The 24776-nt window shown below is 57.7% G+C and carries 27 protein-coding genes; 19 read left to right on the forward strand and 8 right to left on the reverse strand.

Annotated features, from left to right (window positions below; all coding sequences use genetic code 11):
* Window positions 1-182 precede the first annotated feature (182 nt).
* The 10 genes from kbaZ to ACWKX3_RS16280 all read left to right on the forward strand — a co-directional run bounded on the left by kbaZ (window position 183) and on the right by ACWKX3_RS16280 (window position 10376).
* On the forward strand, window positions 183-1490 hold the full coding sequence (gene kbaZ, locus ACWKX3_RS16235; RefSeq protein WP_454542081.1) for a tagatose-bisphosphate aldolase subunit KbaZ: 1308 nt from the start codon (window positions 183-185) through the stop codon (window positions 1488-1490).
* Between the two features lie 20 nt (window positions 1491-1510).
* The gene (agaV, locus tag ACWKX3_RS16240) at window positions 1511-1984 is read left to right on the forward strand and encodes a PTS N-acetylgalactosamine transporter subunit IIB (protein WP_006178725.1); all 474 of its coding nucleotides are present in this window, start codon (window positions 1511-1513) and stop codon (window positions 1982-1984) included.
* Window positions 1985-1994: 10 nt separating this feature from the next.
* Window positions 1995-2774, forward strand: a complete 780-nt coding sequence (gene agaW, locus ACWKX3_RS16245; RefSeq protein ID WP_006178726.1) for a PTS N-acetylgalactosamine transporter subunit IIC — start codon at window positions 1995-1997, stop codon at window positions 2772-2774.
* Window positions 2764-3642, forward strand: a complete 879-nt coding sequence (gene agaE / locus ACWKX3_RS16250) for a PTS N-acetylgalactosamine transporter subunit IID (protein ID WP_088208481.1) — start codon at window positions 2764-2766, stop codon at window positions 3640-3642. Before agaW ends, agaE begins: the two co-directional genes overlap by 11 nt.
* A 16-nt stretch (window positions 3643-3658) precedes the next feature.
* Window positions 3659-4093, forward strand: coding sequence for a PTS galactosamine/N-acetylgalactosamine transporter subunit IIA (agaF, locus tag ACWKX3_RS16255; protein WP_006178729.1), 435 nt, complete (start codon window positions 3659-3661; stop codon window positions 4091-4093).
* Window positions 4090-5223 (forward strand): N-acetylglucosamine-6-phosphate deacetylase, encoded by a 1134-nt coding sequence (gene nagA / locus ACWKX3_RS16260; protein WP_454542082.1) that lies wholly within the window; start codon window positions 4090-4092, stop codon window positions 5221-5223. Before agaF ends, nagA begins: the two co-directional genes overlap by 4 nt.
* 243 nt (window positions 5224-5466) lie before the next feature.
* Entirely contained in the window at window positions 5467-6615 is a 1149-nt protein-coding gene (locus tag ACWKX3_RS16265; RefSeq protein ID WP_202561262.1) for an SIS domain-containing protein, read from the forward strand.
* A gap of 12 nt (window positions 6616-6627) precedes the next feature.
* Window positions 6628-7500 (forward strand): tagatose-bisphosphate aldolase subunit KbaY, encoded by an 873-nt coding sequence (kbaY, locus tag ACWKX3_RS16270; protein ID WP_101736919.1) that lies wholly within the window; start codon window positions 6628-6630, stop codon window positions 7498-7500.
* A 119-nt stretch (window positions 7501-7619) separates the two neighbouring features.
* Window positions 7620-9191 (forward strand): maltose/glucose-specific PTS transporter subunit IIBC, encoded by a 1572-nt coding sequence (gene malX, locus ACWKX3_RS16275; protein WP_368747308.1) that lies wholly within the window; start codon window positions 7620-7622, stop codon window positions 9189-9191.
* Window positions 9192-9203: 12 nt separating this feature from the next.
* Window positions 9204-10376, forward strand: coding sequence for a MalY/PatB family protein (locus tag ACWKX3_RS16280; RefSeq protein ID WP_454542083.1), 1173 nt, complete (start codon window positions 9204-9206; stop codon window positions 10374-10376).
* Between the two features lie 25 nt (window positions 10377-10401).
* Here ACWKX3_RS16280 and ACWKX3_RS16285 read toward each other — a convergent pair whose 3' ends face one another.
* A complete protein-coding gene (locus tag ACWKX3_RS16285; protein ID WP_454542084.1) occupies window positions 10402-11382 on the reverse strand; it encodes a Fic family protein in 981 nt (326 codons plus the stop codon).
* 3 nt (window positions 11383-11385) lie between these two features.
* Complete coding sequence (gene rsmI / locus ACWKX3_RS16290) at window positions 11386-12249, reverse strand: 16S rRNA (cytidine(1402)-2'-O)-methyltransferase (protein ID WP_454542085.1); 864 nt, start codon at window positions 12247-12249, stop codon at window positions 11386-11388.
* Between the two features lie 61 nt (window positions 12250-12310).
* Between rsmI and ACWKX3_RS16295 the strand changes: the two genes are divergently transcribed.
* The 4 genes from ACWKX3_RS16295 to dolP are packed head-to-tail and all read left to right on the forward strand — an operon-like array spanning window position 12311 to window position 16013.
* Window positions 12311-14464 carry a penicillin-binding protein activator gene (locus ACWKX3_RS16295; protein ID WP_446187740.1) on the forward strand — a complete coding sequence of 718 codons (2154 nt, stop codon included), beginning with the start codon at window positions 12311-12313 and terminating at the stop codon, window positions 14462-14464.
* Window positions 14422-14817 (forward strand): YraN family protein, encoded by a 396-nt coding sequence (locus tag ACWKX3_RS16300; RefSeq protein WP_102890138.1) that lies wholly within the window; start codon window positions 14422-14424, stop codon window positions 14815-14817. Before ACWKX3_RS16295 ends, ACWKX3_RS16300 begins: the two co-directional genes overlap by 43 nt.
* Window positions 14818-14837: 20 nt before the next feature.
* Window positions 14838-15428, forward strand: coding sequence for a DnaA initiator-associating protein DiaA (gene diaA / locus ACWKX3_RS16305; RefSeq protein WP_006178740.1), 591 nt, complete (start codon window positions 14838-14840; stop codon window positions 15426-15428).
* A gap of 9 nt (window positions 15429-15437) precedes the next feature.
* Window positions 15438-16013, forward strand: coding sequence for a division/outer membrane stress-associated lipid-binding lipoprotein (dolP, locus tag ACWKX3_RS16310; protein ID WP_058609413.1), 576 nt, complete (start codon window positions 15438-15440; stop codon window positions 16011-16013).
* Between the two features lie 50 nt (window positions 16014-16063).
* Here dolP and ACWKX3_RS16315 read toward each other — a convergent pair whose 3' ends face one another.
* Together ACWKX3_RS16315 and ACWKX3_RS16320 are read right to left on the reverse strand one after the other, a co-directional pair.
* Complete coding sequence (locus tag ACWKX3_RS16315) at window positions 16064-17101, reverse strand: permease (RefSeq protein ID WP_454542086.1); 1038 nt, start codon at window positions 17099-17101, stop codon at window positions 16064-16066.
* Between the two features lie 40 nt (window positions 17102-17141).
* Window positions 17142-17786: an NAD(P)H-binding protein gene (locus tag ACWKX3_RS16320; protein ID WP_006178743.1), complete on the reverse strand. Its 645-nt coding sequence runs from the start codon at window positions 17784-17786 to the stop codon at window positions 17142-17144.
* A 127-nt stretch (window positions 17787-17913) separates the two neighbouring features.
* On the opposite strand from ACWKX3_RS16320, the gene ACWKX3_RS16325 reads away from it, so the two are divergent.
* Window positions 17914-18432, forward strand: coding sequence for a type 1 glutamine amidotransferase domain-containing protein (locus tag ACWKX3_RS16325; protein ID WP_006178744.1), 519 nt, complete (start codon window positions 17914-17916; stop codon window positions 18430-18432).
* Here ACWKX3_RS16325 and ACWKX3_RS16330 read toward each other — a convergent pair.
* Complete coding sequence (locus ACWKX3_RS16330) at window positions 18412-18846, reverse strand: YhbP family protein (RefSeq protein WP_006178745.1); 435 nt, start codon at window positions 18844-18846, stop codon at window positions 18412-18414. The genes ACWKX3_RS16325 and ACWKX3_RS16330 overlap by 21 nt on opposite strands.
* A 57-nt stretch (window positions 18847-18903) precedes the next feature.
* Here ACWKX3_RS16330 and ACWKX3_RS16335 point away from each other — a divergent pair, with 57 nt between their 5' ends.
* Entirely contained in the window at window positions 18904-19191 is a 288-nt protein-coding gene (locus tag ACWKX3_RS16335) for a GIY-YIG nuclease family protein (RefSeq protein WP_006178746.1), read from the forward strand.
* On the opposite strand, the gene ACWKX3_RS16340 is transcribed toward ACWKX3_RS16335, so the two are convergent.
* Window positions 19178-19681, reverse strand: coding sequence for a GNAT family N-acetyltransferase (locus ACWKX3_RS16340; protein ID WP_006178747.1), 504 nt, complete (start codon window positions 19679-19681; stop codon window positions 19178-19180). The two genes, ACWKX3_RS16335 and ACWKX3_RS16340, sit on opposite strands and share 14 nt — an antisense overlap.
* Window positions 19675-20199, reverse strand: a complete 525-nt coding sequence (ubiT, locus tag ACWKX3_RS16345) for a ubiquinone anaerobic biosynthesis accessory factor UbiT (RefSeq protein ID WP_042322351.1) — start codon at window positions 20197-20199, stop codon at window positions 19675-19677. Before ubiT ends, ACWKX3_RS16340 begins: the two co-directional genes overlap by 7 nt.
* A 220-nt stretch (window positions 20200-20419) precedes the next feature.
* Between ubiT and ubiU the strand changes: the two genes are divergently transcribed.
* The 3 genes from ubiU to ACWKX3_RS16360 all read left to right on the forward strand — a co-directional run bounded on the left by ubiU (window position 20420) and on the right by ACWKX3_RS16360 (window position 23387).
* Complete coding sequence (ubiU, locus tag ACWKX3_RS16350) at window positions 20420-21415, forward strand: ubiquinone anaerobic biosynthesis protein UbiU (RefSeq protein ID WP_006178749.1); 996 nt, start codon at window positions 20420-20422, stop codon at window positions 21413-21415.
* A gap of 7 nt (window positions 21416-21422) precedes the next feature.
* Window positions 21423-22301 carry a U32 family peptidase gene (locus ACWKX3_RS16355; RefSeq protein WP_006178750.1) on the forward strand — a complete coding sequence of 293 codons (879 nt, stop codon included), beginning with the start codon at window positions 21423-21425 and terminating at the stop codon, window positions 22299-22301.
* A gap of 78 nt (window positions 22302-22379) precedes the next feature.
* Window positions 22380-23387 (forward strand): luciferase-like monooxygenase, encoded by a 1008-nt coding sequence (locus ACWKX3_RS16360; RefSeq protein WP_454542087.1) that lies wholly within the window; start codon window positions 22380-22382, stop codon window positions 23385-23387.
* Between the two features lie 86 nt (window positions 23388-23473).
* On the opposite strand, the gene mtr is transcribed toward ACWKX3_RS16360, so the two are convergent.
* The gene (mtr, locus tag ACWKX3_RS16365) at window positions 23474-24718 is read right to left on the reverse strand and encodes a tryptophan permease (protein ID WP_101736910.1); all 1245 of its coding nucleotides are present in this window, start codon (window positions 24716-24718) and stop codon (window positions 23474-23476) included.
* Window positions 24719-24776: the final 58 nt, after the last annotated feature.

A 24776-nucleotide genomic window follows, 5' to 3' on the forward strand; every position in this document is an offset into this window, starting at 1 on the left:
CTTTTACGAAAATGCAACCCCGCCACGGCCCCGTGGCGTCAGCACTTTTCGCGCTGAAACCTTTCATTATGTTTCTTTTGTGAAACAGATCGGAAAACCATTATCTTTCGTTTTATTTTTATACCACCATAATGCAGTATCAAATGAAACAAAACGAAAGATTGACACCATCACCATCCGAAATGGAGAGGAAAGTGAAACATCTGACAGAAATGGTGAAGCAACATAAACGGGGGAATGCAAACGGGATTTATGCCGTCTGTTCCGCACATCCGCTGGTCCTTGAAGCCGCAATTCGTTACGCCCAATTGCACCAGACACCGCTGCTGATCGAAGCCACCTCGAACCAGGTGGATCAGTTTGGCGGCTATACCGACATGACGCCCGCCGATTTTCACGGGTTTGTCTGCCAACTGGCGGAGTCTCTTGGCTACCCGACGTCACAGCTGATCCTCGGCGGCGACCATCTGGGGCCAAACCGCTGGCAAAGCCTGCCTGCGGATCAGGCAATGGCCAATGCCGACGATCTGATCAGGTGCTATGTCGCAGCCGGTTTTAAAAAGATCCACCTCGATTGCAGCATGTCCTGCGAAGACGATCCGGTCCCGCTAACCGATGCCATTGTTGCCGAACGCGCGGCGCGTCTGGCAAAAATTGCCGAAGAGACCTGCCGCGCGCGGTTTGGCACCGCTGACCTGGTCTACGTCATCGGCACGGAAGTGCCGGTGCCCGGGGGTGCGCATGAAACATTAAGCGAGCTGGACGTCACCACGCCCGAGGCAGCACGCGCCACGCTTGAGGCGCACCGTCACGCGTTCGAAAAGGAAGGATTAAATGCTATCTGGCCACGCATCATTGGCCTGGTGGTGCAGCCCGGCGTCGAATTCGACCACACCCAGGTGTGTGATTATCAGCCGCAAAAAGCCGTCGCGCTCAGTAAAATGGTAGAGGCTTACGACACCCTGGTGTTTGAGGCACACTCCACCGATTACCAGACGCCGCAGGCCCTGCGACAATTAGTGAACGATCACTTCGCGATCCTCAAAGTCGGCCCGGCGCTCACCTTTGCCCTGCGTGAAGCCTTGTTCTCTCTGGCCGCGATAGAAGAAGAGTTATTACCCGCCAAAGCCAGCTCTGGCCTGCGTGAGGTGCTGGAAAACGTCATGCTCGACCGCCCGGAATACTGGCAAAGCCACTACCACGGCGATGGCAACGCACGGCGTCTGGCACGTGGCTACAGCTATTCCGACCGCGTGCGCTACTACTGGCCAGACGGCCAGATTGAAGATGCCTTCGCGCGGCTGGTGCGTAATCTGGCAGACGAACCAATCCCCCTGCCGCTTATCAGCCAATATCTGCCGTTGCAGTACAGCAAAGTTCGCGAGGGTGCTCTCAAGTCGACGCCACGGGACCTCATCATTGACCACATTCAGGACATACTCCAGCAGTACCATGCCGCCTGCGAAGGCGTAACGACTCAACACGCATAATTAAAAAAGAGGAACACGCTATGCCAAACATTGTTTTATGCCGCATCGATGAACGCCTGATCCACGGTCAGGTAGGCGTGCAGTGGGTTGGGTTTGCGGGGGCAAACCTGGTGCTGGTGGCTAATGATGAGGTTGCAGAGGATCCGGTTCAGCAAAACCTGATGGAAATGGTGCTCGCAGAAGGCATTGCCGTGCGCTTCTGGTCGCTGCAAAAAACGATCGACAACATTCACCGCGCCGCCGACCGCCAGAAAATTCTGCTGGTTTGCAAAACCCCCGCTGATTTTCTGACGCTGGTAGAAGGCGGCGTACCCATCACCCGTATCAACGTCGGAAATATGCACTATGCCAATGGCAAACAGCAAGTTGCCAAAACGGTGTCTGTAGACGCGAACGATATCGCCGCGTTCAACGGCCTGAAAACCGCCGGGGTGGAATGCTTCGTTCAGGGCGTTCCAACAGAAACTGCTTTGGATCTCTTTAAACTGCTCTGAGGGATTCACAATGGAAATCAGTCTGTTGCAGGCATTTGCGTTAGGCATTCTCGCCTTTATCGCAGGCCTGGATATGTTTAACGGGTTAACACACATGCACCGCCCGGTGGTGCTTGGGCCGCTGGTCGGCCTGATTCTGGGCGATCTCCACACCGGTATTTTGACCGGCGGTACGTTAGAACTGGTCTGGATGGGGCTGGCACCGCTGGCAGGCGCACAGCCGCCGAACGTGATTATCGGCACCATTGTCGGTACCACGTTCGCGATTACCACGGGCGTGAAGCCGGACGTGGCCGTTGGGGTCGCCGTGCCCTTCGCCGTGGCGGTACAGATGGGCATAACCTTCCTGTTCTCGGTTATGTCCGGTGTGATGTCGCGCTGCGATCGCATGGCGGCCAATGCGGACACCGACGGCATTGAACGGGTCAACTATCTGGCGCTGCTGGCGCTCGGGGTCTTCTACTTTCTGTGCGCGTTTCTGCCCATCTACTTTGGTGCGGAACACGCAAAAACCGCCATTGATGTCCTGCCGGAGCGTTTGATCGACGGCCTCGGCGTCGCGGGCGGCATCATGCCGGCTATCGGCTTCGCCGTGCTGCTGAAGATCATGATGAAAAACGTCTATATCCCTTACTTCATTATCGGTTTCGTGGCGGCGGCCTGGCTGAAGCTCCCGGTGCTGGCCATTGCGGCAGCGGCGCTGGCGATGGCCCTGATCGACCTGCTGCGTAAATCCCCTGAACCGACGGCGCCCGCAGCCCAGAAAGAGGAATTCGAAGATGGCATCTAATCACACTACCCTGCCGGACGTCATCGAAAGCGAAACGTCGCTGCTCACCGGCGTAAACGAAAACGTCTACGAAGACCAGCAGATCGGGGCTGAGCTGACAAAAAAAGATATTAACCGCGTGGCCTGGCGTTCGATGCTGTTACAGGCGTCGTTCAACTATGAACGTATGCAGGCTTCCGGCTGGCTGTATGGCCTGCTGCCCGCGCTGAAAAAAATTCACACCAACAAACGGGACCTGGCGCGCGCCATGAAAGGCCATATGGGCTTCTTCAATACCCACCCGTTCCTGGTGACCTTTGTGATCGGCATTATCCTGGCGATGGAGCGCTCCAAGCAGGATGTGAACAGCATTCAAAGTACCAAGATTGCCGTGGGCGCCCCGCTCGGCGGCATCGGCGATGCCATGTTCTGGCTCACCCTGCTGCCCATCTGCGGCGGTATTGGTGCCAGCCTGGCGCTGCAAGGCTCCATTCTTGGCGCAGTGGTCTTTATCGTGCTGTTCAACGTGGTGCATCTCGGCCTGCGCTTTGGCCTGGCGCACTACGCATACCGAATGGGCGTTGCCGCCATTCCGCTGATTAAAGCCAACACCAAAAAAGTGGGCCACGCGGCCTCTATCGTCGGGATGACGGTGATCGGCGCGCTGGTAGCAACCTACGTACGCCTCAATACCACCCTTGAAATTAAGGCCGGGGATGCGGTGGTCAAACTGCAAACCGACGTTATCGACAAGCTGATGCCCGCATTTCTGCCGCTGGTCTATACCCTGACCATGTTCTGGCTGGTACGCCGTGGCTGGAGCCCGCTGCGCCTGATTGGTATCACCGTGGTCCTGGGCGTTGTCGGTAAATTCTGTCACTTCCTGTAAACGCGAAGAGGTTGCGATGTTAGGCATTATTTTGACGGGCCATGGCGGTTTTGCCAGCGGGCTTGAGCAGGCGATGAAGCAGATCCTCGGCGAACAACCACAGTTTATCGCCATTGATTTTCCCGCGTCTTCCACAACCGCGCGGCTGACCGCTCAGCTCGAGCAGGCGGTGAGTGAACTGGACGGGCAATTCGACATTGTGTTCCTTACCGACCTGCTGGGCGGTACGCCGTTTCGCGTGGCTTCAACGCTGGCGATGCAGCGGCCCGGCAGCGAAGTTATCACCGGCACGAATCTGCAGCTTCTGCTGGAGATGGTGCTGGAGCGCGAGGGACTGAGCAGCGAAGCGTTCCGCCTTCAGGCGCTGGAGTGCGGGCACCGCGGCCTGACGAGCCTGGTGGATGAACTTGGCCGCTGTCGCGAGGAAGCGCCTGCCGAGGAAGGGATATGAGCCAGGTACTGCGCGCGCGGCGGCTACTCACCGAAGGGGGCTGGCTGGATGACCACCAGCTGCGCATTGAAAAAGACGTGATCGTTGCCATCGAACCCATACCGACGGGCGTGACCGCGCGCGATGCCGAACGGCTTTGTCCGGCTTATATCGATACCCACGTTCACGGCGGCGCGGGGGTGGATGTGATGGATGAGGCGCCCGGCACGCTGGATACGTTAGCCCGGCATAAAGCGCGTGAAGGCGTGGGGGCGTTTCTGCCCACCACCGTCACCGCGCCGCTGGAGGCCATTCACGGTGCGCTCACGCGGATTGCCCGGCGCTGTCTGGCCGGTGGTCCCGGCGCGCTGGTGCTGGGCAGTTATCTGGAGGGGCCGTACTTTACGCCGCAGAATAAAGGGGCGCACCCGCCCGGACTGTTTCGCGAACTGGATATCGCCGAGCTGGATACGCTGATGGCGGTCTCGCAACACACCCTCAAAGTGGTGGCACTGGCACCAGAAAAACCGGGTGCGCTGCAGGCGATTCACCATCTGAAGCAGCGAGGCATCCGCGTGATGCTGGGCCACAGCGCCGCCACCTACGGGCAGACGCTTGCCGCCTTTGACGCAGGGGCAGACGGGCTGGTCCACTGCTATAACGGCATGACGGGGTTACATCACAGGGAACCCGGTATGGTGGGTGCCGGGCTAACGGACGAGCGGGCGTGGCTGGAACTGATTGCCGACGGGCACCACGTTCACCCCGGCGCCATGCGCCTGTGCTGCTGCTGCGCAAAAGATCGCATGGTGTTGATTACCGACGCCATGCAGGCGGCCGGTATGCCCGATGGCCGTTATCGGCTTTGCGGTGAAGACGTTACTCTGCACGGCGGCGCGGTGCGTACGGCGGCAGGTGGGCTGGCGGGCAGTACGCTATCGCTGGATGCTGCCGTACGCAACATGGTTGAACATACGGGCGTAACGGCAGAAGAGGCGATTCATATGGCCTCCCTGCACCCTGCCCGCTTGCTGGGCATTGACGGGCAGCTCGGATCGCTCGCCCCGGGAAAACGCGCCAATATTATCGCGCTGGACGGCGGTTTACACCTCCAGACGATCTGGATCCAGGGTCAGGCTCTCTCCCTCTGACCTTTCACTTTGCGCTTTTTGGCTTTACGACCCCCCTCGTAAGGCCTTTCTTTTCCTTTCCTTCATTCTTTGCTTTTCCTTTTCGATCACACTTTTCGTTTTATTTCTTTTTTCGCATTGAACTTTCGATTTCTTTTCTATAAATTTTATTCAACTGCTTAAGTGAAAAAGTGAAACGAAACGAAAGATAGCGACACGTTTGCCAGCGTCTGATGTGGAATTCACACGACTAAGGACTGAGTTATGCCAGAAACTATCCCCACCGCCACGACCGGCACATGGACTGAAGAAGAGATCCGCCAGCAGCCATCAAGCTGGATCCGATCGCTGAACAACATCGATAGCCTGCGCGCCTCGATTGACGGTTTTCTTCAACCGCTGCTGCGCAAGCGCGATCTTCGGATCGTACTGACAGGCGCAGGCACCTCCGCATTTATCGGCGATATCGTTGCGCCGTGGATCGCCAGCCACACCGGGAAAAACATTACCGCCGTACCCACAACCGACCTGGTCACTAACCCAATGGACTACTTCAGCGCCGCGCATCCGCTGCTGCTGGTCTCCTTTGCCCGCTCGGGCAATAGCCCGGAAAGCGTCGCAGCCGTACAGCTGGCTAACCAGTTCGTGCCGGAGTGCTATCACCTGACCATTACCTGCAACGAGGCGGGAAGCCTCTACCAGAACGCGGTCGACGGTGATAACGCCTTTGCCCTGCTGATGCCTGCCGAAACGCACGATCGCGGGTTCGCGATGACCAGCAGCATCACCACCATGATGGCGAGCTGCCTGGCGGTGTTCGTGCCAGAAGTCTTTAACAGCCAGGCATTCCGTGCCGTCGCCGATCGCTGTCAGGCGATCCTCTCCTCGCTGGGCGATTTTAGCCACGGCGTTTTTGGCAACGAGCCATGGAAGCGGATCGTCTATCTGGGGAGCGGCGGCCTGCAGGGCGTAGCACGCGAGTCGGCGCTGAAAGTGCTGGAGCTGACCGCGGGCGAGCTGGCGGCCTTTTACGATTCCCCAACCGGCTTCCGCCACGGGCCAAAATCCCTGGTAAATAACGAAACGCTGGTGGTGGTGTTTATCTCCAGCCATCCGTATACCCGCCGCTACGATCTGGATCTGCTGGCCGAACTGCGCCGCGATCGTCAGGCGATGCGCGTGGTGGCGATCGCAGCCGAAACAGATCCCATTATTGAGGCTGGTCCGCATATTTTGCTGCCGCCTTCCCGCGCGTTTAACGACATGGAACAGGCGTTCTGCTTCCTGATGTACGCCCAGGTCTTTGCGCTCACCCAGTCCATTCGCGTGGGCAACACGCCAGATACCCCGTCTGCCAGCGGCACGGTCAACCGTGTGGTGCAGGGCGTGGTTATTCATCCGTGGCAGGCTTAAGAGGATCGCATTATGAGTATCATCTCAACCAAATACCTTCTGCAGGACGCGCAGGCCAAGGGCTACGCCGTACCGGCATTCAACATTCATAACGCCGAAACGATCCAGGCGATCCTTGAAGTGTGCAGCGAAATGCGATCACCGGTGATCCTCGCGGGCACGCCGGGCACCTTCAAGCACATTGCGCTCGAAGAGATCTACGCCCTCTGTAGCGCTTACTCCCTCAGCTATGACATGCCGCTGGCGCTGCATCTCGATCACCATGAATCGCTGGACGATATTCGTCGCAAGGTGAACGCCGGTGTGCGCAGCGCCATGATCGACGGCAGCCACTACCCGTTTGAACAGAACGTGAAGCTGGTGAAATCGGTTGTCGATTTCTGCCACCTCAACGACTGCAGCGTCGAGGCCGAACTGGGGCGACTGGGCGGCGTGGAAGATGACATGAGCGTGGACGCCGAGAGCGCATTTCTGACCGACCCGCAGGAAGCGAAACGCTTCGTTGAACTGACGGGCGTGGACAGCCTCGCCGTCGCCATCGGAACGGCCCACGGTCTGTACACCAAACGGCCAAAAATTGATTTCCAGCGCCTGGCGGAGATCCGCGACGTGGTGAGCGTTCCGCTGGTGCTCCATGGCGCGAGTGATGTGCCGGATGAATATGTACGCCGCACCATCGAGCTGGGCATTTGCAAAGTCAACGTGGCTACCGAGCTAAAAATTGCCTTTTCTGATGCGGTTAAAGCCTGGTTTGCCGACAACCCGCAGGGCAACGATCCGCGCTATTACATGCGCGTCGGCATGGACGCCATGAAAGAGGTGGTCAGAAGCAAAATCAACGTGTGCGGCTCGGCTAACCGACTGCTGCTTACGGCTGATGCCTGAATCCCGTCGTAAATAACATCGCTCTCTGAAAATAACTATAAGCCTCGCAAATATGAAGGCGCGTCCTTAAGCCGGACAGCGCCTTCCATTACCATAAAAAAATTCCGAGGAGTCCCTACATGACACAGGAAAAGTCGTTTAAATCGAAAGCGTGGGCGTTTTTTCAAAGTCTGGGAAAGACCTTTATGTTCCCGGTCTCGCTGCTGGCCTTTATGGGCCTGCTGCTGGGGATCGGCAGTTCCGTCACCAGCCCTTCAACCATTAAAAGTTTCCCTTTTCTGGGTGGCGAGCTCACGCAGCTCACCTTTGGTTTTATTGCCATGGTCGGCGGTTTCGCCTTTACCTATCTTCCCCTGATGTTCGCGATGGCGATCCCGATGGGGCTTGCCAAACGCAACAAGGCCGTGGGCGCGTTTGCCGGGTTCGTGGGCTACATGCTGATGAACATGAGCATTAACTATTACCTGACCGCAACCCACCAGCTTGCCGATGCGGCCACCATGAGGCAGGTGGGACAATCCATTGTGCTGGGGATCCAAACCCTGGAGATGGGTGTGCTGGGTGGGATCGTGGTTGGGGTGATTACCTATTTTCTGCATGAGCGTTTTCAGGACACGGTATTACACGACGCCTTCGCTTTCTTTAGCGGCATCCGCTTTGTGCCCATTATTACCGCGCTGACCCTCTCGCTGGTCGGCCTGTTCATTCCCCTGCTGTGGGAATACGTGGCGCTGGGCATTGCCGGAATTGGCCATATCATTCAGAGCACCAGCGTTTTTGGCCCGTTCCTGTACGGCGTGGGCGTGCTGCTGCTCAAGCCTTTTGGCCTGCACCATATCCTGCTGGCAATGGTGCGTTTCACCCCGGCGGGCGGCATTGAGATGGTCAATGGTCATGAAGTGGCCGGTGCGCTGAATATCTTCTACGCCGAACTCAAGGCCGGACTGCCGTTTAGCCCGCACGTCACCGCATTCCTGTCGCAGGGCTTTATGCCGACCTTTATCTTTGGGCTTCCGGCGGTGGCATATGCCATCTACCGCACCGCGCGCCCGGAGAATCGCCCGGTAATCAAAGGGCTGCTGCTCTCCGGCGTGCTGGTTTCCGTTGTTACCGGTATTTCAGAACCGATTGAGTTCCTGTTCCTGTTTATCGCGCCGGCGCTTTACGTCTTTCATATCGTGATGTCTGGTCTGGCGCTGATGGTTATGGCCCTGCTGGGCGTCACCATCGGCAACACCGACGGCGGCATTCTGGACCTGCTGATCTTCGGTGTAATGCAGGGCATGTCGACCAAATGGTATCTGCTGTTCCCGGTAGGCATCGCCTGGTTCGCCATCTACTTCTTCGTCTTCCGCTGGTACATCCTCAAGCACGACATTAAAACGCCAGGGCGAGAAGTGGATACCCAGGGGGCGCTGCAGGCCGTTGAGGCCAACACCCGGGCGCGCGGAAAATCGAAATACGATCATGGGCTTATCCTGCGTGCGCTCGGCGGTAAAGAGAATATTGAGTCCCTCGACAACTGCATTACCCGCCTGCGTCTGGTGGTGAAGGATATGGGGCTTGTGGATCAACAGGCGCTTAAAACGGCCGGGGCGTTATCCGTCGTGGTGCTCGACGCACACAGCGTGCAGGTGATTATCGGCCCGCAGGTCCAGAGCGTGAAAACCGGCATTGAAGCCTTAATTTAACAGGGGGTAGTTGTGTTTGATTTTGACAAAATCATAGAGCGCAAAAGCGATAGATGCCGCAAATGGGATCATGCTTTTGTCTGTTCACGCTTCGGTGATGTGCCTGAGGGGTTTATCCCGCTGTGGATTGCGGATATGGATTTCACCTCACCGCCCGCCGTGATTGAAGGCTTTCAGCGCATCGTGGAGCACGGCACCTTTGGCTATACCTGGTGCTTCGACGAATTCTACGATGCCGTTATCGCCTTCCAGCGCCAGCGCCATCAGGTAGAGGTTGAGAAAGCGTGGGTAACGTTAACCTACGGCACCGTCTCTACGCTGCATTACACGGTCCAGGCATTCTGCGAGCCCGGTGACTGCGTGATGATGAACACACCGGTATACGACCCGTTTGCGATGGCAACGCAGCGTCAGGGCGTGCAAGTACTTGCTAACCCGCTGCGTGTGGACGACAACCGCTATTACCTGGATTTTAACCGGGTGGAGGAGCAGCTTAAAACGCACCGACCCCGGCTGTGGTTCTTCTGCTCGCCGCATAACCCCTCCGGAAGGATCTGGTGGGTAGATGAGATTTGCCAGGTCTCCGAGCTGTGTCAACGCTACGGCACTCTCCTGGTGGTGGACGAGGTGCACGCGGAACACATTCTCGACGGCAGGTTTGTTAGCTGTCTGACAGCTGGCTGCGCTGCGCAGGACAATCTGATTGTTCTGACCTCGCCGAATAAGGCGTTCAATCTGGGGGGGCTGAAAACCTCTTATTCCATTATCCCGAATGATTCTCTGCGCCAGCGCTTCCGCCAGCAGCTGGAGAAGAACTCCATCACCTCACCCAACATTTTCGGCGTATGGGGAATTATTCTGGCCTATCAGCACGGCCTGCCGTGGCTTGACGCGCTGAACAATTATTTGCGCGGCAATGCACGTTATCTGGCAGATGCCTTCCAGACCCACTTCCCGGCATGGAAAATGATGAACCCGGAGTCGTCGTATCTCGCCTGGATAGACGTCAGCGCCGACGATCGGAGTGCCACCGAGTTGACCCGGCATTTCGCCCGGCAGGCGGGCGTGGTTATCGAGGATGGCAGCCACTACGTACAAAACGGCGAAAACTACCTGCGGATTAACTTCGGCACCCAGCGCGACTGGCTGGAGCAGTCCATCGACCGCATGCTGAAGCATTACTGATATCGACCCGCGTCGGCTGGTCAGGTCAGACTATGACCTGCCAGCTGCCTCCTTTCCTGGCACCTTCACGCTTCACTTTATTTTTATGTTGTAACGTACGGAGATAACGCTCAACGGTGCGGGAACTCACGCCTAACGCGGATGCCAGCACCGCGGCGGTCATCTGAGGATGGGCGGTAAGAAGGTGCAGAATCGCGATCTCTTTTTCCGACATTTGTTCCGACATTTGTTCCGACATCTCTGTCGGAACGGCAATACCTTCACGCAGCGTATCCGCCATATTCCGCAGCATAAACTCGATAAAAGCGGTGCAATCGCTCGCACGATCGCACTGGCCCAGGATTTCGTAATAACGTGATTGCTGGAAATGGATCAACGTCTCGACAGGCAACCAGGCAAGTTCAGCCCGCCAGTGGCTCAGGATAAGCGTTTGCCACAACCGTCCCATACGGCCATTGCCATCGGAAAAGGGATGAATAAATTCAAACTCGTAGTGAAACACAGAGCTGGCTATCAGGGGATGGATGTCGGTTTGCTCCAGCCAGCAGAGGAGATCGTTGATAAGACGTTGCATTTGCGAAGCGGGCGGGGCCATATGAACCAGCTGCGTTCCACGGTAGACCCCCACATCACCCTGCCTCAGTTTACCAGGATTATCGACCAGACCAGACATCAACACCCGATGCGCGCTGAGCAAATCGTTGAGACGCCAGGGTTCCCAGTCGGGCAGTTTCTCGTAGGCAAGGATAGCGTTGCGCACCTCCTGAATATCCTTCTCAGGTGCAAGTACACGTTTCCCGTCCATAATCGCCGTTACCTGCCCGGTCGTCAGAGAGTTATGCTCAATCGCCAGGGATGCCTGAATGGTCCGAATGCGATTCTCTTTGCGTAGCAGAGGGGATGTTCTGCCAGAATGCGCCGCCCAGAGCCCCAGTAGTTCGCCGATCTCAATAACCTGATTGAGGATAGAGGGCGTAATCGTAAAAGGAGGCTGATAGCGGCTCATGTGTTACTCCCCCTGCTGCTCCAGCGCATACTTATACAACGCATTTTTCTTCACGCCGTGAATCTCTGCAGCCAGCGCGGCGGCTTTCTTGAGCGGCAGTTCAGCCTGCAGCAGCGCCAGGGTGCGCAGCGCATCGGCGGGCAGTGCATCTTCCTGCGCTTTATGGCCTTCGACTATCAGAACCATTTCGCCCTTGCGGCGGTTTTCGTCCTCTTTGACCCATGCCAGCAGTTCGCCCACCGGCGCGCCGTGGATGGTCTCCCAGGTTTTGGTCAGTTCACGCGCCAGCACCACATAGCGGGATTCGCCCCAGACGGTGACCATATCGTCCAGGCTTTCCAGCAGACGATGGGTGGATTCGTAGAAAATCAGCGTACGCGGCTCGGCTTCCAGATCTTTTAACACATCGCGACGGCCTTTGGATTTCGCGGGCAGAAAGCCTTCGTAGCAGAAACGGTCGGACGGTAAACCGGCCGCGCTTAACGCCGCAATGGCCGCGCATGGGCCTGGCAGAGGGACTACGCGGATGCCCGTTTCACGGCAGGTACGCACCAGATGGTAGCCCGGATCGTTGATCAGCGGCGTGCCGGCGTCGGAGACGAGCGCAATGTTCTGCCCCTCTTTCAGCTTTGCCACCAGCGTTTCTGCTTTTTGTTGCTCATTGTGATCGTGCAGGGCAAACAACCGGGCGCTAATGGCGAAGTGTTGCAGCAGTAAACCGGTATGTCGGGTGTCTTCAGCAGCAATTAAATCAACGGTTTGCAATACGGTAAGTGCACGTTGGGTAATATCAGACAAATTCCCGATAGGAGTAGGTACAATATAAAGCTGGCCTTGAGAATTATCTGCCGTTTCGTGTTGTTTCATTGTTTAGTCCGGATTGCCGATTTAATATTGAGCATTGCGTAAAAAAATCACTGGATACAGTATGGTACCGTTAACGTTTATAAGAACAAAAGCCGCACGCAGCGTGCCTCTCCTGCTGGCCGCCCTGATCTTCGCAGGCTGTGGCACCCAGGCACCCGACCAGAGCACGGCCCACATGCAGGGTTCGGCTCAGGCTGATTCTGGCTTTTATCTGCAACAAATGTCGCAGAGCTCGAATGATACCAAGACCAACTGGCAATTACTCGCCATTCGTGCACTGCTGAAAGAGGGTAAAACCCAGCAGGCCGCCGAACTGTTCAACCAGCTGCCGCAAGATCTGACCGACACCCAGCGTCGTGAGCAGGGTTTACTCTCTGCCGAGCTGAAAGTGGCGCTGAAAGATTACGAATCAGCGAAGAAAATCCTCGGTAACATTGACGTGGGCGCGCTGGATAAAAACCAGCAGGCCCGCTTCTGGCAGGCCGGTATCACCGCGGAGCAAGGCCGTCCGTCCCTGACGCTGCTGCGCGCGCTGATTGCCCAGGAGCCGTTGCTGAGCGGGGCCGATAAACAGAAAAATATCGATGCCACCTGGCAGGCGCTCGCCTCCATGACCCAGGATCAGGCCCGGGCGATGGTCATCAATGCGGACGAAAACGTGCTGCAGGGCTGGCTGGATCTGCAGCAGATGTGGTTCACCAACCGCAGCGATCCGAACATGCTGAAAGCGGGCATTACCGACTGGCAGACACGTTATCCGCAAAACCCGGGAGCCAAAATGCTGCCCGGGCAACTGGTCAACGTGCAGAACTTTAAGCCAGCCTCCACCAGCAAGATTGCCCTGCTCCTGCCGTTGAACGGTCAGGCGGCGGTGTTTGGCCGCGCGATCCAGCAAGGTTTTGAAGCCGCGAAGAACGGCACAACGACAGTGTCAGGCAGCGCGGTTCCGGATCAGGCAGCCCAGGCGGCGAACGTCAGTGACGTGATCAGCCCGTCCGCCGCAGAGACCAGCGACCTGACCACGGCGCAAGCTCCGGCTCAGGGGACCCTGCAAAACCCGGTTACGGCACCGACGACGCCACCGGCTGAGACAGCGGCACCGGCCCCGGCGGCCCAGGCCCCTGTTGAAACGCCAGCCGCGCCGGCGACCGAGGCGACAACCACAGCGCAACCGCAGGCCACTCAGCCAGAGCAACAGCCTGCCGCGCAGCAGCAGGCCGTAGCAACGCCCGGCGCTAACCCGGGCGCGGAGCTGAAAATCTACGATACCAGCGCCCAGCCGCTCGACCAGGTTCTGGCGCAGGTGCAGCAGGACGGCGCGAGCATCGTTGTCGGCCCGCTGTTGAAAAACAACGTAGAAGAGCTGATGAAGAGCAACACTCCGCTGAACGTGCTGGCGCTTAACCAGCCGGAGCAGGTGCAAAACCGTGCCAATATTTGCTATTTCGCCCTCTCACCGGAAGACGAAGCACGCGATGCGGCGCGGCATATTCACGAGCAGGGCAAACAGGCCCCGCTGCTGTTGATCCCGCGTAGCGCGCTGGGCGACCGTGTCGCTACCGCCTTTGCCGACGAGTGGCAAAAACTGGGCGGCGGCGTCGTGCTGCAGCAGAAATTTGGCTCAGCCGGTGAATTGCGCGCTGGGGTAAACGGCGGCGCAGGCATCGCGCTGAACGGCAGCCCGGTCGCCTCCAGCCTGCCACAGCAGCAGAGTGTGACCATCGGCGGCCTGACCATCCCGGCACCGCCAACGGACGCACAAATCAGCGGTGGCGGTAAGGTCGATGCGGCTTACATCGTTGCCACGCCGGAAGAGATTGCCTTCATCAAGCCGATGATCGCCATGCGTAACGGCAGCCAGAGCGGGGCGACGCTCTACGCCAGCTCCCGCAGCGCGCAGGGCACCGCAGGCCCGGATTTCCGTCTGGAGATGGACGGCCTGCAGTACAGCGAAATCCCGATGCTGGCAGGCAGCAACCCTGCGCTGATGCAGCAGGCGCTCGGCGCAGTACGTAACGACTACTCCCTGGCACGCCTGTATGCCATGGGCGTTGATGCGTGGGCGCTGGCCAACAACTTTACCCAGATGCGTCAGGTACCGGGCTTTGAGCTGAACGGTAACACCGGCGATCTGACGGCAACGCAGGACTGCGTGATTAACAGGAAGTTATCATGGCTCAAATACCAGCAGGGGCAAATCGTCCCGGCCAGTTAAGCCGTAAAGAGACCGGCGACGCGTGGGAGATAAAAGCGCGTCGCTGGCTTGAAGGCAAAGGACTGCGCTTCATCGCCGCCAACGTTCGCGGACGCGGCGGCGAAATCGACCTGATTATGAAAGACGGCCCGGTCACCGTGTTTGTTGAAGTGCGCTATCGACAGTCGTCTCGTTTTGGCGGTGCTGCCGCCAGCGTGACGCTCGCCAAACAACATAAATTATTACAGACTGCCCACTTGTGGCTCGCCCGCCATAATGGGAGTTTTGATACTGTGGATTGCCGGTTTGATGTGGTAGCCTTCACCGGAAATGAGATCGACTGGCTTAAAAACGCTTTTGGCGAAGACGCATAATTACGATTTAAAGGGATAACGTGCTCGATAGAATTAAAGTGTGCTTCACAGAAAGCATTCAAACGCAGATTGCCGCGGCGGAAGCTCTCCCGGACGCGATTTCCCGCGCCGCGATGACGCTGGTGCAGTCCTTGCTCAACGGCAACAAAATCCTCTGTTGTGGTAATGGTACCTCGGCCGCCAACGCACAGCATTTTGCTGCCAGCATGATCAATCGTTTTGAAACCGAACGCCCGAGTTTACCCGCCATTGCACTAAATACCGATAATGTGGTCTTAACTGCGATTGCAAACGACCGTCTGCATGACGAAATTTACGCAAAACAGGTGCGCGCCTTAGGCCATGCCGGAGATGTGCTGCTGGCGATTTCAACCCGCGGCAACAGCCGTGACATCGTCAAAGCCGTTGAAGCGGCCGTCACCCGTGATATGACCATCGTGGCATTAACCGGCTATGACGGCGGCGAACTGGCCGGTCTCCTTGGGCCGCAGGATGTGGAAATCCGCATTCCTTCTCACCGCAGCGCCCGCATTCAGGAAATGCACATGCTGACGGTGAACTGCTTATGCGATCTGATCGATAACACGCTTTTCCCTCACCAGGATGATTAAGGAGTTTTCATGAAGGCTTTATCGACCCTTGCAGTCCTTATGTCTGCACTGCTACTCCAGGGTTGTATCGCGGCGGCCGTCGTCGGTACCGCCGCCGTGGGTACCAAAGCGGCGACCGATCCGCGCACCGTCGGCACACAGGTTGATGACGGCACGCTGGAGCTGCGCGTCAACAGTGCGCTGTCTAAAGACGAACAGATTAAGAAAGAAGCGCGCATCAACGTGACGGCCTATCAGGGCAAAGTTCTGCTGGCAGGACAGGCGCCAACCACTGAACTCGCGTCACGTGCTAAACAGATTGCGATGGGCGTAGAAGGGACAACCGAAGTGTTTAACGAAGTGCGTCAGGGGCAGCCAATCAGCCTTGGTACCGCATCGTCAGATACCTGGATCACCACCAAAGTGCGTTCCCAGCTGTTGGGTTCTGACCAGGTCAAATCCTCTAACGTGAAAGTGACCACCGAGAACGGCGAAGTGTTCCTGCTGGGTCTCGTGACCGAACGTGAAGGGAAAGCGGCAGCGGATATCGCCAGCCGGGTGAGCGGCGTGAAACACGTCACCACCGCGTTTACTTACATCAAGTAACCTAAACCTGACCCCAGGCCCGGTAAGCGCTAGCGCCACCGGGCTTTTTTTTACAGCAGTGAAATACTTCCCACAATTATCCCACTCAAGGCCACCAGCCCCGCCGTCAGCCACAGCGCTTTCGCAGGGAATGACTTACGCAGCATAACGAACGAGGGCAGGCTTACCGCAGGTAGCGTGATAAGCAGCGCCAGCGCGGGCGCGGTGCCCATTCCGGCCAGCATCATGGTCTGGACAATCGGAATTTCTGCCGCCGTTGGGATCACAAACAGGCACCCTGCCACCGCCATCGCAATCACCCACATCAGCGTGTTGTCGATAGCCCCATCCGCATGGGGGAACAGCCAGACGCGCGCCGCGCCGAGAACCAGTACCGCCAGGATATAAACCGGGATAGTGCTCCAGAAGAGCTGCCACAGCGCTTTGCCCCAGCGAGCGAAGAACCCGCCCTGCGGCTCGCGCATCTCCAGCTCAACGGACGCTGTTTCTACCGTCTTGTCCTTCACCAGGTGCTGCACCAGCGTGGCGACCACCAGCACGGTCAACAGCCCGGCGACCAGGCGGATAAAGGCAAAATGCCAGCCGAGGACAAAGCCCATGAACACCAGCGTGGCCGGATTAAGCAGCGGGTTTCCCATCCAGAACGCGAGCGCCCCGCCCATTGAGACGCGCTGGCGACGCAGACCGGCGGTAACCGGCGCAGCACAGCAGGAGCACATCATGCCCGGCAGGGAGAAAATCGTCCCCAACAGCGTGCCCTGAAAGCGCGGCTGGCCTAAGGTTTTCACCAGCCAGTTACGCGGGATAAGGACCTGAACCAGCGAGCCGAGGAGCACCCCTAATACCGCCGCTTTCCAGACGGCAAGGAAATAGACCATGGCGTAGTCCCAAGCCGCCCGTAGCGGGCTGGCATCGGCCTGTGCGAGGATGGATTTACCAATACTGTGCGTGTCGGCAGCGGTGAAGGCTTTACCGTAGTAAGGCTGCCACTTCACGTACCAAAGGCCAACGATGACCACAAGAAAGAAGAGTGCGGGCTTCCACCATTGAACAGGTGTTGCCGCCTGAGATGAAGACTGACCAGTCATAGCATTCCCCGGAGAGTGTTATTGAATAAGCCGGGGGAGTTTACGCCTCGCCCTGCGCGATTTCACGCAGTTTTGCTGAGGGGATAATATTCACACCTTTCTTAGAGGGCGACAGGCCTTCTTTTAACATGGCGCGGGCGACGTCTCTTGCCTCGATGGATTTCCAGTTTCCGGGCAGGATTTTAAATAGCGGGGCAAAAAAGGATTCGTTGAACCGTCGCTCGTCACGGTGCCCGAGCAGCATCGAAGGCCGGACAATGGTCAGATACTCCCACTCCTGAGCGATCAGCGCCTCCTCCATTTTGCCTTTTACCTTGCTGTAGAAAAAAGGCGAGCTGGCGTTGGCACCCATTGAGCTGACCACCACAAAATGCTTCGCCCCCAGCTTTTTGGCCGTCAGGGCCGTATCGACAATCAGCGTGTAGTCGGCATGCACGAACGCCTCTTTGCTGCCCGCCTCGCGCCGCGTGGTGCCGAGACAGCAAAAGGCGATATCTATGGGGTCCTGCACCTGCCCCAGCGCATCGGTAAGCTGCGGATCGTGAGGATTAAAGACGCCTGAGATATCGGCCAGCGGGCGACGCGTAGGCGCGGCGATATAATTTACCCTTCGCTCCTGAATCAACAGCCGCAGCAGATGATCACCCACCAGCCCGGTTGCGCCTGTTATCAATACCTGGCTCATCCACTTCCCCTTTACAGAATAGTCCGTTTGCGATTCTGGCCTGCTCGACCACACTTAAAAGTCTGTACGGTAAGTATTTACCACAAACGGGAAAAAAACAGTCTGAAGCGATAACAACGGAGGAACCATGGGTAAAAAAATCGCAGTCTTGATTACCGACGAGTTTGAAGATTCAGAATTCACGTCACCAGCAGAGGCATTCCGCAAGGCGGGCCACGAGGTCGTTACCATCGAGAAAGAAGCGGGTAAAACCGTGAAGGGCCACAAGGGCGAAGCCAGCGTGACCATTGACGAATCCATTGATAACGTCAGCCCGTCAGATTTCGATGCCCTGCTGCTACCAGGCGGCCATTCACCGGATTCCCTGCGCGGAGACGATCGTTTCGTCACGTTCACCCGCGATTTCGTCGCCACCGGCAAGCCGGTCTTTGCCATTTGCCACGGGCCTCAGCTGCTGATCAGCGCTGACGTCGTGCGCGGGCGTAAGCTCACCGCCGTGAAACCGATCGTTATCGATCTGAAAAACGCGGGTGCCGAGTTCTACGATCAGGAGGTGGTCAACGATAAGGATCAACTGATCACCAGCCGTACGCCGGACGATCTGCCAGCGTTTAACCGCGAAGCGTTACGCCTGCTCGGCGCGTAACCAGTGCAGCTTTTTGCCAAAGCCCAGCGTGTTGTCGGTAAATTTCAGCTCATCAAGGCGGATTTCCCACACCGGGGCTTTTAGCGCAGCGGCAACCGGGAAGCGTCGCGTGTAGCGTTTACGCTGCGCGTCGCTTTCCTCTCCTTCCAGACGGCGAATTTCCCCTTTGAACTGAAGCCCGCGGATCAGCGCCACCGTTTTCGGCTGGCCGTTTACCGTGCCGGCCACCTTCGCCTGCTGGCCCGTCATTTGGGCATGACGCGTTTTGTCTTCGCTGAGGACGTAAAACGCCACCCGCTCCGGGTCGTAATAGTAGAACGCGTTCGCGCACCACATCTCCCCTTCGTCGTAGACACACCAGGTGACAACATGCTGCTTCGCAAGCCAGCGGTTTATGGCGGCCAGTGTTTCCATTTTTACTCTCTCTCATGCTAAGGTGCGTTTCACCTTAACATACTGAATCTGAATACCGTGTGCTGGTTTCTCTATCTTGTCCGAACCGCTGATAACGCGCTCTACACCGGGATCACCACCGATGTGGCGCGGCGTTTTATCCAACATCAGACGGGGAAAGGGGCTAAAGCCCTGCGGGGAAAAGGGGAACTGCGGCTCGCGTTTTCTGCCGCCGTTGGCGACCGTTCGCTGGCACTCAGGCTGGAGTACCGCATTAAGCAACTGACGAAGCGCCAGAAAGAGCGTCTCGTCAGTGGAGACGGCTCCTTCGAGGCGCTACGCGAAAGCCTGATTAAAAGCGATTGAAATGGTCGTGATACTCCACCAGACCATTAACGCCGTTCAGCGCGTCATCCGCCAGACGATGTACCTGGAAGGCGGATTCGGTGCCCGGCCAGCGGCAGCGCAGATCGTAATGCGCCGCCTGCTCAAAGCCTAAACGGCCATAGAACGCCGGATCGCCAAGCGTCACCACCGCCGCGTAGCCGAACTCATTCAGCGAATCCAGCCCTTCATAGACCATCTGGCGCGCCAGCCCCTGGCCGCGATAACGCTCATCGACCGCCAGCGGGGCCATTCCTACCCATTGTAGCTCTTCGCCCTGAACCACCACCGGACTGAATGCGACATAGCCCACCACCTGACCTTCGTCATCGGTGGCGACCAGCCCCAGCGTAATCAGGCCGTCTTCACGGAGATCCTGAACCAGTTGGGCTTCGGCATCGCTCTCAAAGGAGCGGCGCAGCAGCGCGTCAATACCCGGAGCATCAATCCCAATTTCGACTCGAATCAGCATGGCTCACCTACTGAAGTGTGTTTACCGTCCGGCGGGGTTTTCAGCCCGGCCTCAACGAAATCTGCCATTTGCATCAACATCATGCGCAGCGCTTTTGGCATCTGCTCCAGCTCAATGGCATCCATTAAATTTTTGACGTACAGACCCAGTTCCGTGTCACCTTCAATCACCAGACGGCGCTGGAAGAACAGCGTATCCGGATCCTGTTTACGCGCGGCGATCATCAGCAGATCGCTGGCACAGGCGCTAAAGCTCACATCCGCTTCGGCAGATTCACGCACGATCAGCTGGTCGTTCTCCACGGAGGTAAACCAGCGCAGCCCGATATCGCGGACCTCAATACTTAACCAGCGGCCTTCAAGGAACGCCAGCTCGCCGTCCTGCAGCGCCTGGCGGAATTGCCAGCTCAGGACCTGCTCCAGCACCTGGCGCTTGAGCGCGAACGGGGCCAGTTTGACCGGCACGCTCAGCATTGATGGGCCAAATTGTACGAGACGCGAACGCAGTTTATCCAGCACGAGCATTACTCCCTGATGTCTATAATCCTGTTATTTTGCCATATCCCGACGAGAACATAGCGGCGTAAATCAACAAACCGGCGTCCGCCTTACCTCATTATTGGTGTCATCAATACGCCATTAGCTGCCTTAAATCAAAAATTGTCGCGTATAGGTTAATTAAAATCCCAGCTCGTTAACAATTTTGCGATCGCTGCGATCGTCAACATCGGGATAATTTATGGAGCTGCTCTGCCCTGCCGGAAACCTTCCGGCGCTTAAGGCGGCCATCGAAAATGGGGCCGACGCGGTCTACATTGGGCTTAAGGATGATACCAACGCCCGTCATTTCGCTGGCCTAAACTTTACGGAGAAAAAGCTTCAGGAAGCCGTCAACTTCGTCCACCAGCACCGCCGCAAGCTGCATATCGCCATCAACACCTTTGCGCATCCTGATGGCTACGCCCGCTGGCAGCGCGCGGTGGACATGGCTGCCCAACTGGGCGCCGATGCTTTAATCCTGGCCGATCTCGCCATGCTTGAGTATGCGGCAGAACGCTATCCGCATATTGAGCGCCATGTCTCTGTTCAGGCATCTGCCACTAACGAGGAGGCGGTGCGTTTCTACCATCGTCACTTTGACGTTGCCCGCGTGGTTCTGCCGCGCGTGCTCTCTATCCATCAGGTGAAGCAACTCGCACGCGTCACGCCGGTGCCGCTGGAAGTGTTTGCCTTCGGCAGCCTGTGCATCATGGCTGAAGGGCGTTGTTATCTCTCGTCCTATTTAACCGGTGAGTCTCCGAATACCGTCGGAGCCTGTTCCCCTGCCCGCTTCGTTCGCTGGCAGCAAACGCCGCAGGGGCTGGAATCTCGTCTCAACGAGGTGCTGATCGACCGTTATCAGGACGGTGAAAACGCGGGCTACCCGACGCTGTGCAAAGGACGCTATCTGGTAGACGGCGAGCGTTATCACGCGCTTGAAGAGCCGACCAGCCTCAACACGCTGGAGCTGCTGCCGGAACTGCTGGCGGCGAATATCGCCTCGGTAAAAATTGAAGGTCGCCAGCGCAGCCCGGCCTACGTGAGCCAGGTAGCGAAAGTGTGGCGGCAGGCGATTGACCGCTGCATGGCCGATCCGCAGAACTACACCGCCCAGCCCGCCTGGATGGAGACGCTCGGATCGATGTCCGAAGGCACGCAGACCACGCTTGGCGCCTATCACCGTAAATGGCAGTGAGATAACCATGAAATATTCATTAGGGCCGGTGCTTTATTACTGGCCAAAAGAGACGCTGGAAGACTTCTACCAGCAGGCGGCAAACAGCAGCGCCGATGTGATTTACCTCGGCGAAGCGGTGTGCAGCAAGCGCCGGGCCACCAAAGTGGGCGACTGGCTGGATATGGCGAAAAGCCTCGCAGGAAGCGGTAAACAGGTTGTGCTGTCAACCCTCGCGCTGGTGCAGGCCTCGTCGGAGTTAGGCGAGCTGAAGCGCTACGTTGAAAACGGCGAGTTTCTGGTGGAGGCCAGTGACCTGGGCGTGGTGAACCTGTGCGCCGAGCGTAAGCTGCCGTTTGTCGCCGGCCATGCGCTGAACTGCTATAACGCGGTGACGCTGCGCCTGCTGCTTAAACAGGGGATGACGCGCTGGTGCATGCCGGTGGAGCTTTCCCGCGACTGGCTGGAAAATCTGCTGAAACAGTGCGACGAGCTGGGTATTCGCCATCAGTTTGAAGTAGAGGTACTGAGCTACGGCCATCTGCCGCTGGCCTACTCGGCCCGCTGCTTTACCGCCCGTTCGGAAGATCGTCCGAAAGATGAGTGCGAAACCTGCTGCATTAAATACCCGAACGGGCGCAGCATGCTGTCCCAGGAAAATCAGCAGGTCTTTGTCCTCAACGGCATTCAGACCATGAGCGGCTATGTGTATAACCTCGGCAACGAGCTGGCATCGATGAACGGACTGGTGGATATGGTGCGCCTGTCACCGCTGGATACCGGCGTCTTTGCGATGCTCGACGCGTTCCGCGCCAACGAAAACGGTGCCTCGCCGCTGCCGCTTACGTCCAACAGCGACTGTAACGGCTACTGGAAACGTCTGGCCGGGCTGGAACTTCAGGCCTAAAAAAGGCTCACTTTGTTAACAACGGTTAGTAAACTTTAATGCAGTATGAAAGATTCACCGTCGACAAAGTGAGCTGCTATGACTGACAAAACCATTCCGTTCTCGGTGCTGGATCTCGCGCCGATCCCACAAGGCTCCTCGGCACGAGAAGCCTTTTCGCATTCGCTCGCGCTCGCTCAGCTGGCCGAAAAGCGCGGCTATCACCGCTACTGGCTGGCCGAGCATCACAATATGGTCGGCATCGCCAGCGCCGCCACGTCCGTGCTGATTGGCTATCTGGCGGCCAATACGACGATGCTGCACCTCGGCTCGGGCGGCGTGATGCTGCCTAACCACGCCCCGCTGGTGATTGCTGAGCAGTTTGGCACCCTGAATACGCTCTATCCTGGCCGTATTGATCTGGGGCTTGGCCGCGCGCCGGGAAGCGATCAGCCAACGATGCGCGCGCTGCGCCGCCACATGAGCGGTGATATCGACAACTTCCCGCGCGATGTCGCCGAACTGGTGGACTGGTTCGACGCGCGCGATCCGAACCCGCACGTACGTCCGGTGCCGGGCTACGGCGAAAAAATCCCGGTCTGGCTCCTGGGCTCCAGCCTGTATAGCGCCCAGCTCGCAGCACAGCTTGGGCTGCCGTTTGCGTTCGCCTCGCATTTCGCGCCAGATATGCTGCACCAGGCGTTGCATCTGTACCGCACCCACTTCAAACCGTCCGAGCGTCTCGAGAAACCGTACGCGATGGTGTGTATCAACATCATTGCCGCCGACAGTACCCGCGATGCGGAATTCCTGTTCACCTCCATGCAGCAGGCCTTCATGAAGCTGCGTCGCGGCGAAACCGGCCAGCTACCGCCGCCGGTGGAGAACATGCATCAGCTGTGGTCCGCCTCCGAGCAGTATGGCGTTCAGCAGGCGCTGAGTATGTCTCTGGTGGGGGATAAGGCGAAAGTGCGTCACGGGCTGGAAGCGGTGCTGCGTGAAACCCAGGCGGATGAGATTATGGTTAACGGCCAGATCTTCGATCACCAGGCGCGTTTGCATTCGTTTGACCTGGCGATGCAGGTAAAAGAAGAGTTGGTGGGGTAGCCTTTTCGCCCGGTGGCGCGTCGCTTACCGGGCCTACGGGATCGCATAGGCCGGATAAGGCGTAGCCGCCATCCGGCACAAAAAACTTACTGATACACTGGCAACAGATTGAAGCTCGACAATACGTGTACCACCGCGTTGCCTACCCCGAACACCAGAATCAACGCAATCATCGGCTTACCGCCCCAGACGCGGAACGTCGGGCTACCAAAGCGCTTACGGGATTTGCGTGCCAGTAGCGCCGGAACGATTGCCGCCCAGATGGTTGCTGCCAGCCCTGCATAGCCAATGGCGTACAGGAAACCGTTCGGCCACAGCAGACCGCCGACAACCGGCGGCAGGAAAGTCAGCAGCGCGGTTTTGAAGCGCCCCATCGCCGAATCGTCAAAGCCAAACAGATCCGCCAGGTAGTCAAACAGACCCAGGGTGACGCCCAGGAAGGAGCTGGCCACCGCAAAGTTGGAGAACACAACCAACAGCAGATCCAGGCTGCGGCTGTTCAGTACGCCGCTCAGCGCCTGGACCAGCACATCAATATTACCGCCCTTCTGCGCAATGCCGATAAATTCCGGACGCGGGATGTTACCCATCGTCCCCAGCAGCCAAATCACATACAGCCCCAGTGCCAGCAGCGTGCCATAGATCAGGCACTTCACAATGGTGCGCGGATCTTTACCGTAGTATTTCATCAGGCTCGGCACGTTGCCGTGATAGCCAAACGAGGCCAGACAGAACGGCAGCGTCATCAGCAGGTATGGCGTATAGGAGGTGTTCACTTCCGCCACGTTAAACAGCGTCGCGGGGGTGACATGGCCGAGCAGGCTGCCGAAAGTCAGGAAGAAGGTGATCACCTTCGCGCCCAGCACGATCGCCGTCATGCGGCTCACCGCTTTGGTGCTTAACCAGACGATAAACGCCACGACCAGCGCAAAGCTGAATCCGGCCACGCGCGCTGGAACGTTCAGCGACATCTCTGAAAACGTATGGTGCAGAATTGAACCACTCGCGGAGATGTACGCGTAGGTCAGGATATAGAGCACGAACGCAATCGAGAGGCCGTTGATCAGGTTCCAGCCCTTGCCCAGCAGGTCTTTGGTAATGGTGTCGAAGCTGGAGCCCACGCGATAGTTCAGGTTAGCCTCCAGGATCATCAACCCGGAATGCAGCATGCAGAACCAGGTAAAGACCAGCGCCGCCAGCGACCAGAAAAACCACGCACCGGACATGACCACCGGCAGGGAGAACATCCCAGCACCAATGATGGTTCCGCCGATGATCACCACGCCGCCAAGCAGCGAAGGTGACGTTTGGGTGGTGGTTAGTGTCGCCATACAGCCTTTACTCCAGTCAAAAATGTGGTTTGCAGTTTAATGTGCAGCACTGTACCAG

Source organism: Enterobacter sp. UPMP2052 (genome assembly GCF_053709675.1).